Source organism: Coprobacter secundus subsp. similis (genome assembly GCF_015097275.1).
GTDB lineage: Bacteria > Bacteroidota > Bacteroidia > Bacteroidales > Coprobacteraceae > Coprobacter > Coprobacter secundus.
This window is the reverse complement of the sequence record NZ_AP023322.1, coordinates 3,786,676-3,805,084: the sequence shown is the minus strand read 5'-3', so window position 1 is coordinate 3,805,084 and position 18,409 is coordinate 3,786,676. Positions and strand designations below refer to the sequence as shown.

Sequence of the window (18,409 nt, the reverse complement as noted above, 5' to 3'; positions counted from 1 at the left end):
CTCTCTGAATTACTTTTATTAGCAAACTTAATCAGAGTCCAAAGTTTTCGGGATTTCATCTTTTTTCACCATGAAAAAGATAAAATCCTGAAAATACAGTTATTGACATATATACCAAATTAATCAATATCTTTTGGAAATTTATTGCACAAACGAAAGTAAAACTTATGTTTTACAAAATAAGGTTCCGCAATACCAAACCGTATAAACTTGGATAATAATATCTTAGCTTCAAACCGTGAAACATGTCCCTTACGGCAATATTGGTTAAAAGAAATATATTCGTTATCATTCAAATAGTCCAGAAGAAACTGTTCTCTTTCAGTGTATTCGACCAACTCACCCAAAGGACTATCTGCTTGTTTCCATACCCGAATATGTACTGGAGTCGCCAAAATATTTTCATCGGCAATACGGATATACGCCCACAACTTGCCGTATTCATCTTTTGCATACACAGGTTTTACCACATTCTCTTTTACATCAACCTCAAGTACTGTACGTTTTTCAATATGATGTACCTGCATAGTATACTTTATTTCCGGTATACAATAAAGCTGTGCTGCAGTTTCTATCATATACATCTCTTCCTCCGAACGAACCCCCGCAATACGACCATTATCTTTCACGCCTATCAACAATTTCCCACCATCAGTATTGGCAAAAGCAGAAAAAGTTTTAGCGATTTTTCGCGCATCCGAGATTTCAAATTTAAAATCCTGTTGCTGATGCTCTCCTTCTGCTATCAAAGAATATATATAATCTGTGTCCCCAAATGATTTCATATTGCAAAAGTACAAAAAAGAGTATTTATCCTGCAAAAAACTGCTATCGTATAAACTTTTCATATATCATTTATGACTAAAATGATATATCAATTAGTACCCCAAAAACAGTGCATTTCTATAATCAACTCAAATTTTGCACAAATCGGCTTTGAGAATTTTTTGTAGATATTTTTTCCGTTTTTACAAGGAAGATAACAGGCTATATGACAAGTGAAAACGGAAAAACATCTCCGAAAGGAAACGCAAAAATGACCGGATAATATCCTCTTATTGGAAAATTTAGATAACTGGCTCTTAATATCCAATGCATTTTTATAATATTTTTAAAGATATAAGAACAACTATTTTTCCGATATTTTTTCTACATTTGTAACGTATTTACAGACAAAAACAATAATAAACGATAAAAATATAAGCAAAATGAAAAAAATTAGAGCAGCCATAGTTGGATATGGTAATATTGGTAAATATGTATTGGAAGCCCTCCAAGCTGCCCCCGATTTTGAAATAGCTGGTATCGTACGTCGTGATGCCTCAAACATTCCGGCTGAACTAAAAGAATATCCTGTAACCGGAGATATTGCGTCACTCCAACAAGTAGACGTAGCTATTCTATGTACTCCCACTCGGAAGGTCGAAGCTTTTGCAGAAAAAGCCTTGGCTTTAGGAATCAATACAGTAGACAGCTTTGACATACATACACAGATATGGGAATTGAAATGCCATCTCGATACTGTGGCAAAACAACATAATGCCGTTTCCATCACGGCTGCCGGATGGGATCCCGGTAGCGATTCTATTGTTCGCGCCCTCATGCAGGCTTGTGCCCCTAAAGGTATAACCTATACGAACTTCGGACCGGGCATGAGTATGGGACACACAGTTGCTGTAAAAGCAGTCGATGGAGTAAAAGCCGCACTTTCAATGACTATTCCTTTGGGTACTGGCATACACCGTCGCATGGTATACATAGAACTGAAAGATGGATACAAATTTGAAGATGTTGCGAAAAATATCAAGGACGACCCTTATTTCGTAAATGATGAAACCCACGTAATGCAGGTAGAAAATGTTGATGATTTATTAGATATGGGACATGGAGTACACATGACCCGAAAAGGAGTCTCCGGAAAAACGCAGAATCAACTCTTCGAATTTAATATGAAAATAAACAACCCTGCCCTTACCGGACAAGTGTTAGTTTCCGTAGCTCGTGCATCCATGCTACAAAAACCGGGGTGTTATACAATGATCGAAATACCGGTTATCGATATGCTATACGGCAATAAAGAATCATTAATTAAACACCTTGTATAAAAGTAAACGGTACCTACGAAAGTCTTTAAAATATTTTTATACCTTTGCGAAGTTGTCCTAATATTCAATTTGGGACAGCTTTTTTATTTATTATAAAAGTAAGCTTATGTTAGATTTCATTACCTGGACGGCAGATCCGGCAATTTTTTCCATTTTTTCACGGGAAATCCGCTGGTACGGATTATTTTTTGCAATAGGTTTTTTAATCGGATACCAGATTGAAGATAAAATTTTCAAACATGATAAAGCTCCGGAAGGGTGGGTAGACAAAATATTTATCTACACCATCATCGCGACAGTAATAGGTGCGCGATTAGGGCATTGCTTGTTTTACGGATGGGATTACTATTCTCAACATCCTATCGAAATACTTAAAATTTGGGAGGGAGGCCTCGCCAGTCATGGAGGAGCAATAGGAATCATCATTGCCATACTTATATATTCCAAAAAAGTAACACATAAAAATCCTCTTTGGGCCTTTGACCGATTGGTTATACCCACAGCTCTAGTTGGTGCACTTATACGCATGGGTAACTTGATGAATCACGAAATATACGGACATCCGACCCACCTTCCTTGGGGATTTCGATTCATAGAAAACATTACGGCTTGGCGTCAAGGAATGGAGCCCATATTCTCCGCTCCATCCCATCCGACTCAAATCTATGAAGCATTATGTTATTTCATCATCTTTTTGCTGTTGATGTACATGTATTGGAAAAAAAATGCCGGGCAACGTCAAGGCCTCATTTTCGGAGTATTTCTTGTCGGAGTATTCTTCTCCCGGTTCTGTATTGAATTCCTAAAAAATAATCAAGAAGAATTTGAAGAAAATATGATTCTGAATATGGGACAATTATTAAGTATTCCATTTGTCATATTCGGTATATACTTAATAATCAGAGCCCTAAAACAACCTATCGATACAGGAGCCATTATTTATAAAAAGCATTAAAAACTACTATATAAAGGGGGATGTTCTTTCAAGCAATACTCCCTTTATTTATCGGAACATTTGCTGTCATTTACCATCATTATGAATGTAAAAGTTAAAGGGTACACATTAGGAGCTCTTGCTGCCGCCACTTATGGAATGAATCCATTATTCGCTTTACCTTTATATAAAGCGGGGATGAATCCCGATTCCGTCCTTTTCTTTAGATACTTATTTGCAATTCCTGTATTAGGCATTATGATTAAAGTTCGAGGGAGAAATTTTAAACTTCAAAAGAAAGAAATTTTACCATTGATTATCATGGGGTTATTAGTGGCACTTTCATCTCTTACCCTTTTCCAAAGTTATAACTACATGGAAGCCGGCATTGCATCAACACTATTATTCATCTACCCTATCCTGGTAGCCCTGATTATGTCTTTCGTCTTTAAAGAAAAATTGACTATACAAACCGTCCTGTGCATTTTACTTGCATTAGCGGGAATCGGATTGCTTTACCAAGGCAGTGATGGTACAACCCTTAGCCTGACAGGGATAGCACTGGTTATTATTTCCGCACTCTCTTATGCAATCTATATTGTGAGTGTAAATCAGTCAACATTAAAAAACGTTGCTACTCTTAAACTGACATTTTATATATTACTTTTCGGTCTGACTCTTTTTCTGGTACGTATAGATTTTGGGAAAAGCCTCCACATTGTCAACACTTGGTACCTCTGGGGTAATCTGATCGCATTAGCAATATTTCCCACAGCCATATCATTTCTCTGTACTACACAAGCTATCCAATACATAGGTTCTACTCCTACGGCTATTCTTGGGGCCCTGGAACCTCTGACTGCCGTATTTTTTGGAGTAACCATCTTCGGCGAATCACTGACTCCCAGACTTAGTTGCGGAATAGTAATGATTATTCTGGCCGTTACCCTTATTATAGCCGGAGGCAATATTACTTCTCATCTGATACGTTTCAGAAAGCTCTTTCCCAGACTTCCTATCAAAAAAAGAGTCAGACAATAAATAAATGTCTTTTTATATTTTAAGAGCGAGACAAACAGAGATTACAGAAACGCCTAATTCTCTGGTTCAGCAGCCTCATTTATTATTTCCTCTTTTACTTCACGGGAAGTTTTCGCTGCCTGCTTTTCTTCAATCAACTTTACACTATATGCTCTTTTCAACAGATAATCTATCGAACATTTACCAGGACCCAACATTAAAATGGTAATATAAATCCCTAAATACAGCATTGGCAATTCGATGTTGGATAATGTAATAACCGGATAAGTAAAAAATGTGGCTATTACCATCCCGAAAATTAGAGGCAAAACCGCTAACCGTGTCATCAATCCCACAATAAGCAAAATCGAACAACCAACCTCAGCCAACAATATTAGTGTTAAAGATATTGCATGTCCCATCCCAAGAGGGTCAGGAAAAGTATCTACCATCAAATCAAAATTCTCAATCTTTGCAATCCCATGTGACAACATCAAAATTCCTATAAATACCCGTAAAAATAATCGGGCAAAATTAGAACAACACTCCGAGAGCATAACGTTCATAAATACAGATAATCCTTTATTCATAATATTTCTATTCTTGCTATTAATAACAAATAAACTCTAATAAATAACAATCCCACAGGGCCATTTGTTCCTCTCCCCCAATAAAATATATCACCAATTATCTGTTCTAAATGAAGAGACCGGTATTCCTGATGTACTAAATAAAGATGCTTCTGCATAATTCTTAAAAGCATAACGAGCCGCAACCGGTTTTTCCACTTCATCACTCCATACTATAACAGCTTTCGTTTTTGTATCAAACACAGCCTTTGCCGGATGAAAAACTTTATCAGTACCGGCAATTTCAAAACTCTTTAGAGGTGCATTTACAGGTATCAACCCTCCATACCCTAAATCATCAAAAGTTATATAAATCTTTCCATCTTTTATTTCCATCGACTTATATACCGGAGCCGAATAAACAATACCTTTTTTCCCATAAGTCTTAGCCAAAGCCCAATAAGCCAGTCTCTCGGCAACAACCTCTTTATTAGCCGGATGTATACAATCTATATCACCGACATCCATAGTAGTAACCATACCCGAATTAGGAATATTCGACATACTGTTCAACTGCACCTCCCGCATAAGTGCTGTCTGCACATCATCTGCATTATCATACCTGTAAGGAGCAATTTGGACATAATAAAAAGGCAATGCCCCAAGTCCCCATTTGTCTCGCAAGTCTTTCACAAAGGCAGGAAATAAACGGGCATACTTTTCTACATTTCCTCTATTGCTCTCTCCCTGATACCAAAGAAAGCCTCTTACTACAAAATTTGTCAAAGGAGCAAGCTTTGCATTATACAAAACACATGGAGTATTGTGTGGACGTTCTATCTTTTTATTATCATCCAGATGAGAAAGAGCTATTTCCGGAAAATCAGCCAATGCCTCTCTACTCATCCAGGCTTCAATCTGAGTTCCTCCTAATGTAGAAACAATAATCCCAACCGGGACTTTTAAAGCTTCCTGCAAATAACGAGCGTACAGATAAGCCACCGCACTCGTATATGCAACATTTTCAGAAGAATTGTCCATCCAACGGCCGATACAGTCATTTTGAGGTTTCTTACTATATTGCCAAGTCCAATTTCCATTCTCATCCATGTCCGATGTATATATCCTTATAGGAGTACTCGGATTGGACTTCGCTATAATTTTATTCGAATTCAAAACCGGTTGGTACGGAAAACCTCTCATAGGAACTTCCATATTCGACTGTCCGGAACACAGCCAAACTTCTCCAATCAGAATATTTCTCAAAACCAAACACTCCCCATCATCTATCATAATCTCATAAGGCCCACCTGCAACAGGAGTGGATATTTGTATCTCCCAACTACCATCCCTGCCACTTTTTGTCATATAGGTTTTATTATCCCACGAAGTCTTTACCTTAATCCCGGTATCAAAACTTGCCTTTCCCCACAATTTTACTTTAGCCTGCTGTTGCAGCACCATCCCATCAGCCAATACCGATGGCAATTGAATTTTCGCACTAACTACTGTTACGAAAAATAACAAACCAATAACGAATCCTATTCTCCTCCCCATTGTATCAAACTACATTATTATATAAATCAAATATTCTTTTTACCAATAAACCCATAAATACCTATTTGTCGTTTTTAGCATTCTCTTTTCTCTTGGAACGATTACGATTAAGCGCAGATTTAGGCTTTCCATTATTTTTTCTCCTTCTATGCCCCTGCTTCTTCCCGGAAAATGATTGCGGATTGTACACCGGGGCTTCACCAATCTCCGGAGAAAGAGGTATTTTGTAAACATCCTTCTCCAAAAATCTTTCTATCCGGTTAAATCGCCCTTGCTCGGTTTCCGATACAAACGTTATCGCAGCACCCTCCGCATTGGCTCGGGCAGTACGCCCGATACGATGAATATAATCTTCCGGGTCGTGCGGTACATCATAATTAATGACCAACACAATATCCGTAATATCTATTCCCCGAGCGACAATATCAGTCGCAACAAGAATATCGATTTTCCCATTCTTAAAATCCAACATTACCTCTTCTCTCTGAAACTGTTCCAAGTCCGAATGCATTGCAGCAACAGAATATTTCATGCGTTTTAGGGTATATGCCAAATCTTTAACCTTCTGTTTCGAAGAAGAAAATATAATAGTTTTACCGGCTATAGGTTTACTGAACAATTCTTTTATAATAGGCATCTTCTGAGTTTCATAACAAATATATGCCGATTGTAGAATCGCTTCATTCGGCTTGGATATAGCAACATTTATCTCTGACGGATTATGCAAAATATTTTTGGCAAGCTGACGTATCTTCGAAGGCATCGTTGCCGAAAACAGAATGGTCTGACGCCTCACCGGCAATCGCTTTCCTATCTGCATAATATCGTCATAAAACCCCATATCCAGCATACGATCGGCCTCGTCGAGAATAAAATGCTCTACACCCGACAAATCGATATCACTATGCATCAAGTGGGATATCAACCGACCCGGCGTAGCAATAACGACATCAGCCCCCATTTGGATACCTCGCTTCTGCTGCTCCCATAAAGCTCCGTCTCCACCTCCATATACAACAACTGTAGATATGGGTAAAAAATAGGAAAACCCTTCAAATTGCATATCTATCTGTTGGGCAAGTTCTCTCGTAGGAGCTATAATAACTGTACGCACTTTATCACATTTTCCAGCATTCTTATGTAACAAATTCAACAACGGTAAGATATAAGCTGCTGTTTTACCGGTCCCTGTCTGGGCACATGCAATCAAGTCTTTCCCTTCCAATATAATGGGAATAGTTAACTCCTGAATAGGAGTCGTTTCCCTAAAATTCATCGCATCCAGCCCTCGCAAAATCTCTTCATCTAAATCTAACTCACTAAACTTCATATAATATATAATGTATAATTTTCAAAATTACAATAAATTACGAATTTAGTACCGATTCTCATCTTAATTTAATACTTACTCGAACATTTCTTATCGTAACTCGACCGTACAAATGGGACATTTTTTTAAAAAGAATTTGCAAATTAATTCATTTTATTGCTACAAGTATCAAAATGTCAAGTAAAAAACTCAAATATATTAACAAACGTCAATAATAAAATTTTTACAAAATATCTATCCATATAATTTTGTATTTAGAAATAAATCATCATTTATTATAATATATAATAAATAATATTTCTTCGCTTATCTGACGAATCATAAAAAATTCACATTTATCTACAAGCATTTTTGAACGCCCGATAACAGAGTAAACTTCTTTGATTAAAGCTATATATATAAAATGTTGCCTATATAGGCATATAAGGGTATTTTAAAAAAAAGACTCACCCATTCTCAATAAAAATCAGAAATCAATCAAGTTAATAATTACTAAATAATATAGGCATATTATTTTTTTTATCGATCTTAAATATATATTTGTAACAAATTTAAAAATAGAACGTGGTTATTAAAAAGTAATTGAAAAATATATCAAATCAGAAATCATCAAATATCATGAACTAAAAACACATAATACTTATGACGTGATTCTATTTTCAAAACCAATTTTATTCATTTCTCTATTATAAGAAAGAAATGTCAATTTAAAAATAACATTGCCAAAGTAATTTATCCAAAAAATAAAAAAACGACAAATCCCCTTTTTTATTCGAATGGTTCCCAAAGACACATTGACATTCAAAGGGTTCTTATGTCAATAGTTGTTGAAAAATAAAACGAATGAACCCCCTAACAATTTATTAAATAAACTTATGAAAAAACTCTTACTCGGGCCGCGCCAGTCGATCCTATTACTTGTTTTTCCCATATTTTTAATTTTCACCTCATGGCAATACGCTACAGCCAATGATGCTATGGCAGGCATACAAAGTCTACAACAAAAAAAGACTATTGTAAAAGGTGTTGTAAAAGACGAAAAAGGCGAGCCTCTAATCGGTGTGAGTATTGCCTTGAAAAATTCTACACAAGGCACTATGACCGATATAGATGGTAATTACAGTATCTCCATCGAAACCGAAAATCCGGAATTGATATTCTCATACATCGGATATACCTCACAGACAGTTGTTGTTAATGGCAGGACAGAAATCAATGTCACTCTGAAAGAAGAAAGTCATGTACTGAATGAGGTGGTTGTAACTGCTATGGGTATCATGCGTAAAGAAAAATCTCTTACGTATGCCACACAACAAATCAAAAGTGAAGATCTGAATAAAGTACAGGATCCGAATGTGGCCAATTCTATAGAAGGAAAAGTATCCGGTGTAGTGATTACTCCCAGTGCCGGTGGTGCCGGTGGTGCATCTAAAATCATACTTCGTGGTAACAAATCTGTTTTAGGCTCCAGTACTCCACTGCTTGTGGTCGATGGTGTGCCCATGACAAACAGCACCCGTAACCAGTTGGATATGAACGGAGGAGCAAATCTGACCTATGCAGGTTCAACAGAAGGTTCCGACCCGCTTTCCATGATCAACCCGGACGATATCGAATCTATCAACGTATTGAAAGGGGCCAATGCCGCCGCACTCTATGGTTCGGCAGCAGCCAATGGTGTCGTAATGATAACTACCAAAAAAGGGAAAGAAGGCAAACTTTCTATTAATTTCTCTTCCAATCTTACTTTTGATACACCACTCCTGACCCCAGACATCCAAAACATTTACGGAGCTTCCGTCACTTCTTCATCGATTGGAGACCAACTCTCAATAGATAGCTGGGGCGATAAAGTAGCCTCGCGAGGTGATGACAACCTAATTATAAATGTACAGAAAAATACAGAAAAATTCGGAGACGGTACTCGCGAAGTGCATTTACGTAACAAAGCCGGGAATGATTTGGACGATTTCTATCGCACCGGACTTACCACCAACAACTCCATCGCTTTATCGGGAGGTACTGAGAAAATACAAACTTATTTCTCGTTTGGAAATTCTCATGCAAAAGGCATGTTAGAAAATAATACATACAATCGTAATTCTTTTGCACTACGTCAAAATTACGAATTTTTCAAACGCCTCCATTTCAATGTAAACATGAACTATGTACAGACCGTTACCCGAAACCGTCCGGGAGGTGGTACTGTGCTCAATCCCATTTACCACATGTATACTATGCCGCGCAATATAGACATAGACTACTATCGGAACAATTATGTCAAAAATGGGAATTGGAATAGCGAACTGCAAGGTCTGTACGTCTTGAATCAGGGTGTTTACCAATGGAGCCAACAACGTGTCGCCCTCTCCGGTCCCATGCAAAACTGGGCATATATGGACAGTAAGCAAAACAATCCCTATTGGTTGATGAACCAAAACAGAGGGAAACAGACCGAAGACCGTTTTTACGGGACAGTAACCGGCCGTGCAGATATCTATGACGGCTTGAGTTTCCAGGCCCGTGTCAGCATCGACCATACCAAATACACAAACGACAGTCGCCGTTACGCAACGACATTCAACCCTTCCGGAATGGAAGACTACGGCCGGTATTGGAAAGACATATCCAAATCAGAAGAAATATATACCGATTATCTATTAAGTTACAATAAAGATATCAAAGATTTTTCGGTATCGGCAACCGCAGGTTGGGTAGGCCATGTTATCAAAGGTGAAATTCAAAAAACCGATGTAGTAGCTACCTATATAGACCCGAACAAAAGAATGCTTTCGGACCGCATCAACCTGTTTGAGACAAATGCCGGAGGTTCGGCAGCCACAACAACCACCCTTTCTTCCAACTGGGATAAGGCTGCTCTTTTTACAGCTCAATTAGGATGGAAGGATATGGTATACATCGACGGGTCTTACCGTCGTGACTGGTATCGCGCTTACAAACAATTCGAAGACAGGGGCACTCCCGACAATTACGGATATTTCGGCGTGGGTGCTAATGCCATCGTCAGCTCTATCGTTAAACTGCCCGAGTGGTTCAACTATATGAAATACCGTCTTTCTTACTCCGAAGTGGGTAACTCCATTCCGAATATCGTTTACGCCAAAGGCTCGGAAAATCTTCAAACCGGAACGATATCTCCAAATTCGTTTGCCCGTTTTGCAAATCCATTGCCCGAAAAGACCAAATCATTTGAAACCGGTCTCGAAATGTTATTTTTCAACAACAACTTGAATGTAGACATTACATATTACAATTCCAAAATGCAAGACCTCTACATGCTGGCAACCAATGCATCCGGACTATCTGAACCTGTCAACTCCGGAAAAGTACGCAATCAAGGTGTCGAAGCTACAGTAGGTTATAATTTCTGGTTCGGCAAAAATTGGAGTTGGAAAACAGCATACAATGTATCGTTCAACGACAACAAGATACTCGAGACTTCTTATGAAAAAGACGGCAGCGAAAAACTTATCTACCAAGATGTTGCCGGTGTACGCGTACGCTATCGGAAAGGCGGGTCTATCGGGGATATGTATGTCACCGACTTCAAACGTGACGAAAACGGACATTATGTAATCTCGTCCAACGGTAAACCACAAATGGAAACCGAAGCCAACAAGATGTATACCATCTATGCGGGCAATATGAACTCAAAATGGCAAATGGGTTGGAGCAACACTATCAAATTCAAAGACTTTACACTCTTTTTCCTTATCAACGGACGTATCGGAGGTAAAGTAATCTCGCTTACAGAAGCCTATCTTGACAACCTCGGCCTTTCTAAACGCACTGCCGACGCTCGTATGAACGCCGAAGCAAACAAAATTATAGCAACCGAATACGGAAATGAAGCCGGTATGGTTTTGCCGGACGGTAGCGGACGGATAGTACCCATCAAAGCCTATTACCAAAGTATCGGTGGTACCCCCAACCCGTCACAATACATATATAACGGTACCAATTTCCGTTTGCGCGAACTCTCTTTAGGATATACTTTCCGTAACCTGTTGGGCGAAAACAAAAACTTGACATTATCATTCATCGGTCGGAACCTGTTCTTTATCTATAAAGACTGCCCTACCGATCCGGATGTCTCACTCTCCACAACAAACGGATTAGGTGCATTTGAATTATTCAATATGCCTACATCCCGTTCTTACGGATTTTCGTTGAACATTAATTTTTAAACATTAAAGTCTGACTATCTTATGAAAAAATCTAAAATATTCTATGCTCTTTTCTGCTCGATAGCCGTTTTGGGCTTTCAATCATGCTTGGACTACGACATACCTTCTGACGAATTCAGCCAAACCGAAATAAAGACTGATGATACAATTTATCAAGGTGAAGCCGACAATATCGACTACACAAAAGAAATCACAAAAGAAGGTTTAGAAGAAGCCATCCAGGCATTAACAACTCCATTACGCCAAGCTAAAGGCGGCCAATACGCCCTACGCGGAGGGAAAGACGGGAACTTGCCTGTATCGCATTCTTACCAAAGGCAATATACCATGGGACCCGACAATTATGCCCAATTTGCCATGATTCCTCATTATGACTTTATGTATGGTACTATTAATCATGTATACGAAGCAAGTAAAGATTTCAACCCGGGACCCTTTTCCTGTTATGAAATCTCAAAAAATGCATTTGTGCCATTGCTCAACCGACCGGAAATAGATTCCATACCCGAAATGAAGGCCGTCTACCTGCTCTTGTTCAATTACGCATCCCAAGAGGTTGCCGACCTATACGGGCCCTTCCCTTATGTCGATTATAAAGCGAACAAAACAGATGCTCCCTTTACTTACAATGACTTGCGTACCATATACGTAAATATAGAAGCCAATATAGACACGATATTGAAATGCTTCCACTATTTCGAACAAAAACCCGATTGGTACAAACAGGCTGTACAAGCTCAATTGAACAGAAACCTCGGCGACTGGACCGAAGGCAAATCGGGAAATATGGATACATGGATTCGGTTTGCAAACTCATTCAAATTGCGTCTAGCTATGCACATCATCAAAGTGGATTACAAAATGGCAAAAGAATGGGCAGAAGAAGCCGTGACTGACGGTGTCATTGAAGACATTTCTCAAGAAATCGTTCTCAAGCCTTTCAACTCAGGTTTCGACCATCCTCTTATGCAAATCTCAGATACATGGGGAGATACCCGCCTGAGTGCATCATTCGAAAGCATGCTGAAAAGTCTCAATCATCCCTATGCCGACTATCTGTTCACAAAGAATACAGATGCAATCATAAACACAAAAACCGGAGAAGCTACAAAAACCGGTACACGTCTTGTGGGAATCCGGGAAGGTATCGAACCCGGGCAAGGTCAAAGTGTATCATCAAACACCTATCTTGCTTACAGCAAAATAAATCCCGAGATATTAGGAGCGTTCGGTGTACCCTTATACCTGATGAAATTATCTGAAGTAGACTTCCTACGTGCCGAAGGAGCATTACATGGATGGAATATGGGAGGTACAGAATCATTTTTCTACAACCGGGGTATCGACTATGCCTATTTGGAAGACCGGAATGTCGGTTCTCCTGAATATACAAACGCTTTGGAAACATACAAAAATCTTGAAAACGCAGTGGAATATACCTATGTCGACCCACAAGGGATAGTTGATGATATGCCGAGCGTAACAAAAATCGGAGTAAAATGGAATGATGGAGATTCACCCGAAGTGAAACTCGAAAAAATTATTACACAGAAATATATCGCCGCATATCCATACAGCTATGAACCGTGGGTAGATATGCGTCGTACCGGCTATCCTAAAGTATTCCCGGTTCTGAATCCGGGCAATGGAGATGGTTCCTTGAAAGCAGGAGACTTAATCCGTCGTATGCCGTTCCCGAATACCGACGATGCTTCTATCCAAGATATTCAAACTACCGGACTGAAAGCCTTGGGAGGTCCCGACCTCCAGGCTACCCGTTTGTGGTGGGATGTAAATACTCCTAATTTCTGAAAATAAAATTCGGAATAGAATCCTGCCCATCAGCAGGGTTCTATTCTTCCAAATCAATAACTAAATTAAATAATTTGCTTATGAAAAAAAGACACACTCTCGCTATGTGGGCTATGGCATGTTGCGCAGCCATAGGTACACCCAATGTGGCCTTGTCTCAAGAATTGTCACCGACCGCAACATCGGAAGTATACGACTTCTCCGGATTTGTCGATGTACAATTGATGGAACTATTCTACAACGCACATGTAGACGGACGCAAATACCCGACAGAAGAAGAATTCAGAGCCAAAGGTATCCTTCCCTCCGACATTGCATTTATACGTTCGCACGTACGTAAAGCCCAGATTATGGACCGCGGCGACCGCATCGTCCCCAATACATACGAGAAACGCGACCTTTGGATGAATATCCCCATGAGTACAGGTAAAGACGGGGCCGTAGGTCAACCTTCGACTAACTTTGCCGACGATGTCTTCTCTATGTGGAACTATACCAACCTGTTCGGCTCTTGGAATCACAGTTTCTTCTCGGCTCCCGGGGCTTGGGTAGATGCAGCTCACAAAAACGGTACCAACATTATGAGCGGTATCAAATTTTTTGAAAGCTGGACACCCGGTATCGGTGCCGGAGAATGGATGAACATCATTACAGCTAAAAACAGTGACGGTACCTTCAAATATGTAAAACCGATGATCAACTGCTTGATGTTCTTTGGTTCGGATGGTATAAACTATAACTGGGAAGACTCCGGATATGGAGACCCGGATATCATCGCATTCCATAAAGCGTTGCATAAAGAGGCAGCAGCCTGTGGTTTCGACAATTTCCAATTAGGGATTTATACTTCTGCATCAGGATTAAATGCCGGAAACGTCAATTCCCTATTCGGTAATGAAGAAGGCCGGACTGCACATACGATGCTTAATTATGCAGCTTCCGATTTCTCCTATCAAATGGCAAACTCGGTAAGGATTGCAGAAAACGCCATGGGAACATCTGAAGGACTATATGCCGGCGTATGGATTGTATCCATGGACCGTTCATGGACCCGCCTGAATGCTGACGAAGACTCTAAAAGATGCGGTGTATGCCTTTGGGGAGAACATAATACAAGCCGATTCTGGTCCTATAACTCCGGAGCAGATGCTTATGATGCACAAAGCAACTACCAGGCCTTGCTCGAACGTGCATTCTCTGGCGGTAACCGTAACCCGTTGAACCGCCCTGCAATCAGCAATACCGGAAATAATTGGGAAAAAGAAGGAGATAAATTACCTCTCTCCACATTTGCAGGATTGGCTACCTGGATTCCGGAACGTTCGGCCATCCAAGGGAACCTGCCTTTTGCAACCTATTTCAACTTAGGGAATGGCGACCGTTACAATTATAAAGGTAAAAAAACAGCCGGATCATGGTACAACATGAGTAACCAAGACCGTGTACCGACCTACCGTTGGTTGGTAACCCAAGCCGGAACTGAAACTGTAAGCACAGACATCCAACCGGAATTTTCTCATGACGATGCTTACACAGGAGGTTCTTGTCTGAAACTTACCGGAAAGGCCACTTCTGCCGGCACTGATATTGTTCTCTTCAAAACCAATCTTACAGCCAGCTCGACCGGAGCTTATGCCAGTGTTGCTGTAAAGAGCGGAAAAGAAGGAAGCAATGAAACCAACCTTTATGTTATCCTGAAAAAGAAAGACGGTAGTTGGGTTGAAGCCCCTATAGGGACAACGACAAGTAAAAACTGGGAAGAAAAGAAAATCGACCTTTCCGGAATTGCCCAGGGAGATGTTATCGAACGTATCGGTCTGCGCGTAAAAGGCTCTGATGAGAATTACAAACTCTATGTAGGTAAACTCGAAATCAATGATAATGTAAAAACTGTTCCTTCAAATATAACAGACCTTATGGTCGAAGTTAAAGAAGAAACAAAAACGACTCTTTCTATCAAAGCAAATTGGCTGGTAGACAAAACTGCTGAAGACCGCGCCGACTGGGATCTTCTTTACAACGATGAAGCCAATATCGACCATTTTGAAATTCTCTACAAAAACGGAGAAGAAGGCAGAGTATCAGAAATAGCTCGTACTACCCAATGGGCTGTTTATGTAGGCGATATCACATTCGAAAGTGTCGACGACCAACCATTCATCGGTGTGCGTGCTGTTTCTACTGATTTGAAAACATACTCTCCGGTAGAATGGGTAGAAATAACCCGCGCTGCACAAGACGCCCTGCCTAATAAAGAAGTGAACACCTACGGTATAAGCCAGATGGACCCGAACTGCGAAGGTGCCGATATCGCCCGTCAACAACGCTATGTAACCGACTTTACGACAACCGGTGCTACTGAAAATATTACGTACCACGCTGACGGACCACAAGCTGACGGTACACAATACGTAAATGCCACAGATATGATTCTGAAAGTAGAACAAGGACAGCAAGTGACTCTTACCATCAAATGTGCCGACTTCAGTGATGGATTGAAATACTGTTTTGCCGGTGGTTGGATGGACTTGGATGGTAGCGGAACTTTCCAGCCGGATCCCATCGAGGACAATCCTGCTGCAGGTGAACGACTGTTCCGTGTAGGAAATTTACGTGCACCAACACCTGAATTCCAAACAACAGGTATCACTCATACATTTACTGTACCGGCAGATGCATGCCCGGGCAAGAGCCGCTTACGTATCGTATTCTCCGATGCTTGGTTCGAAGGTTCTTTCTTGCCGACAGGCCTCCACGCAAAAGGTTTCTCTATCGACTTCGGTGTAGAAATTACAGGAGACAACGAACCTCGTCCTCTGCCGGCTGATAATCATGACCAAGGTATAGCAGACGAACCCGATGGTTTGGACGATGTAGTCAGCATCGAAAAAGTAAACAGTGAAGTATCGAGCTTCTATGTTGCCAACGATATGATTAATTTCCAAAATGTAGACAACGCTTGGATTTACAATGTTAACGGTGGTATCGTCAAATACTTAACTAATCCAAGTAGCGTTAGCATAGCTGACCTTGCAAACGGAGTATACATTGTCAGAATGCAAAATAATAACGTTATCCGTTCTGGTAAGTTCATTAAATAAGCAAGTAAAAAAACAATTTTGAAGATTCAAATTCTTCAGAATTTATCATTTCTTACCCAAGTTTTCAAATACAGAGAAAACTTGGGTAAGTTTTTATACCATCCGTCCACCCAATTTATATCCTCAAAAAATATTCGGATACACTGATTTTACATACATTTGTAAATTTGAAAACAATTTTTTACTATAAAAAAGACAAAAGCAGGCAATCATGAAATACAATTTTGATGAAATAATTGACCGGCATCACACCGGAGCACTAAAAATAGAAGCTCTAAAAAACCGTTGGGGACGTGAAGACCTTATCCCTTTATGGGTTGCCGATATGGATTTTAAGACTCCTCCATTTATTGTGGAAATGATACGTAAAAGATGCGAACATGAAATATTGGGATACACTGTCAAACCTGATGAATATTATAAAGCCATCTGTAACTGGCTGAAAAAAAGGTATAATTGGAACATTTCAGCACAATGGATCAGCTTTTGTCCGGGTATCGTCCCGGGTATCACTTTCGCCATACAGAGTCTGACACAGCCCGGGGATAAAATTCTGATACAACCACCGGTATACCATCCTTTTAAATGGATAATCGAACAAAATAACCGTACTGCCGTCAGCAATCCGTTGATACTTGAAAACGGGCAATACAAAATGAATGTGGACCATTTTAGAAAAGCGGTCAAAAATTGTAAGCTTTTCATTCTTTGTAATCCGCATAACCCCGGAGGACGAGTATGGTCCAAAGAAGAGCTTGAGATTATTGCCGACATTTGCTATGAAAACAAAACGATTGTAATATCTGACGAAATACATGCAGACCTGACCCTTCCATCTTATAAACATACCCCTTTTGCTAAAGTCTGCGAAAAAGCACAGACAAATTCGGTCATATTCATGGCTCCCAGTAAAGCTTTCAATACTGCCGGACTATCCAGTTCATATTGCATTATCGAAAATGAAAACATCCGTCAAAAATTCAGAAGATATATAGAAGGAGGAGAATTAGGAGAAGGACATCTCTTTGCCTATATTCCGGTAGTCAGTGCATATAATGAACAGGGAGAAGAATGGCTAAATCAAGTACTTGAATATATACATAGTAATGTCGAATTCATAGACAATTATCTGCAAAAGAATATGCCTCATATAAAAGCCATTCGACCTCAAGCATCATTTCTGATATTCTTAGATTGCCGAGAACTTCACTTGTCCCAAGACAAATTAGTAGACTTTTTTGTTGATAAAGCACATCTGGCATTAAATGATGGCAGTATGTTCGGCAAAGAAGGAATAGGATTCATGCGTCTAAATATAGGTTGCCCGAAAAAAACACTTGAACAGGCTATGTCACAACTAAAAACGGCATATGATAATCTACACATTGTGTAGGTTATCATTATAGCTTCTCAACCAAAAGTTATAACAACCGGCTCACATTAGTTATATAACCTACTTTTGACATACCGGTTTCTCTAATTGCTTCACAACTTCCACCGTTCCTTTCCTACAAAAATTATAAAAAATAAATACATCTATTCTACAATTACACCAATATCCCCAAATTGTACACGAACAATTTTATCCCATGACATCATTTTAACAGCAAAAATCTGAAAATAACCGTTTTTTTGATACCTATTTATAAAAGTACCATTTTTCCAGAACTACAAAATCAAAATATTGAACTCTATTACACTTATAATCTACATTTTAATCCTGATTTTGATATATCTTAGAGCCTGTTGTCTAAATTTTACTCGAACCAGGTT

The 18,409-nt window shown here is 39.5% G+C and carries 11 protein-coding genes; 7 read left to right on the top strand and 4 right to left on the bottom strand.

Features of this window, described 5'->3' with window-relative positions:
* Positions 1-119: 119 nt before the first annotated feature.
* A complete protein-coding gene (locus Cop2CBH44_RS15045) occupies positions 120-785 on the bottom strand; it encodes an AlbA family DNA-binding domain-containing protein (protein WP_200755136.1) in 666 nt (221 codons plus the stop codon).
* 423 nt (positions 786-1,208) lie between these two features.
* On the opposite strand from Cop2CBH44_RS15045, the gene Cop2CBH44_RS15040 reads away from it, so the two are divergent.
* The 3 genes from Cop2CBH44_RS15040 (at position 1,209) to Cop2CBH44_RS15030 (ending at position 4,080) form a co-directional block, all read left to right on the top strand.
* Entirely contained in the window at positions 1,209-2,105 is an 897-nt protein-coding gene (locus Cop2CBH44_RS15040; protein ID WP_021930980.1) for a diaminopimelate dehydrogenase, read from the top strand.
* Positions 2,106-2,211: 106 nt separating this feature from the next.
* The gene (lgt, locus tag Cop2CBH44_RS15035; protein ID WP_200755135.1) at positions 2,212-3,060 is read left to right on the top strand and encodes a prolipoprotein diacylglyceryl transferase; all 849 of its coding nucleotides are present in this window, start codon (positions 2,212-2,214) and stop codon (positions 3,058-3,060) included.
* Positions 3,061-3,141: 81 nt separating this feature from the next.
* On the top strand, positions 3,142-4,080 hold the full coding sequence (locus tag Cop2CBH44_RS15030; RefSeq protein WP_021930982.1) for a DMT family transporter: 939 nt from the start codon (positions 3,142-3,144) through the stop codon (positions 4,078-4,080).
* A gap of 53 nt (positions 4,081-4,133) precedes the next feature.
* Here the strand turns inward: Cop2CBH44_RS15030 and Cop2CBH44_RS15025 are convergent, their stop codons facing one another.
* The 3 genes from Cop2CBH44_RS15025 to Cop2CBH44_RS15015 all read right to left on the bottom strand — a co-directional run bounded on the left by Cop2CBH44_RS15025 (position 4,134) and on the right by Cop2CBH44_RS15015 (position 7,515).
* Positions 4,134-4,649, bottom strand: coding sequence for a DoxX family protein (locus Cop2CBH44_RS15025; protein WP_021930983.1), 516 nt, complete (start codon positions 4,647-4,649; stop codon positions 4,134-4,136).
* A 90-nt stretch (positions 4,650-4,739) separates the two neighbouring features.
* Positions 4,740-6,185, bottom strand: a complete 1,446-nt coding sequence (locus tag Cop2CBH44_RS15020; RefSeq protein ID WP_200755134.1) for a sialate O-acetylesterase — start codon at positions 6,183-6,185, stop codon at positions 4,740-4,742.
* 61 nt (positions 6,186-6,246) lie between these two features.
* Positions 6,247-7,515, bottom strand: a complete 1,269-nt coding sequence (locus tag Cop2CBH44_RS15015; RefSeq protein ID WP_200755133.1) for a DEAD/DEAH box helicase — start codon at positions 7,513-7,515, stop codon at positions 6,247-6,249.
* Between the two features lie 875 nt (positions 7,516-8,390).
* Here Cop2CBH44_RS15015 and Cop2CBH44_RS15010 point away from each other — a divergent pair.
* From Cop2CBH44_RS15010 to Cop2CBH44_RS14995, 4 genes are all read left to right on the top strand, one after another.
* A complete protein-coding gene (locus tag Cop2CBH44_RS15010; protein ID WP_200755132.1) occupies positions 8,391-11,723 on the top strand; it encodes a SusC/RagA family TonB-linked outer membrane protein in 3,333 nt (1,110 codons plus the stop codon).
* A 21-nt stretch (positions 11,724-11,744) separates the two neighbouring features.
* Positions 11,745-13,535, top strand: coding sequence for a SusD/RagB family nutrient-binding outer membrane lipoprotein (locus tag Cop2CBH44_RS15005; RefSeq protein ID WP_021930987.1), 1,791 nt, complete (start codon positions 11,745-11,747; stop codon positions 13,533-13,535).
* 80 nt (positions 13,536-13,615) lie between these two features.
* Positions 13,616-16,636: an endo-beta-N-acetylglucosaminidase gene (locus Cop2CBH44_RS15000; protein ID WP_200755131.1), complete on the top strand. Its 3,021-nt coding sequence runs from the start codon at positions 13,616-13,618 to the stop codon at positions 16,634-16,636.
* A 211-nt stretch (positions 16,637-16,847) separates the two neighbouring features.
* Positions 16,848-18,029 (top strand): MalY/PatB family protein, encoded by a 1,182-nt coding sequence (locus Cop2CBH44_RS14995; protein WP_200755130.1) that lies wholly within the window; start codon positions 16,848-16,850, stop codon positions 18,027-18,029.
* Positions 18,030-18,409: the final 380 nt, after the last annotated feature.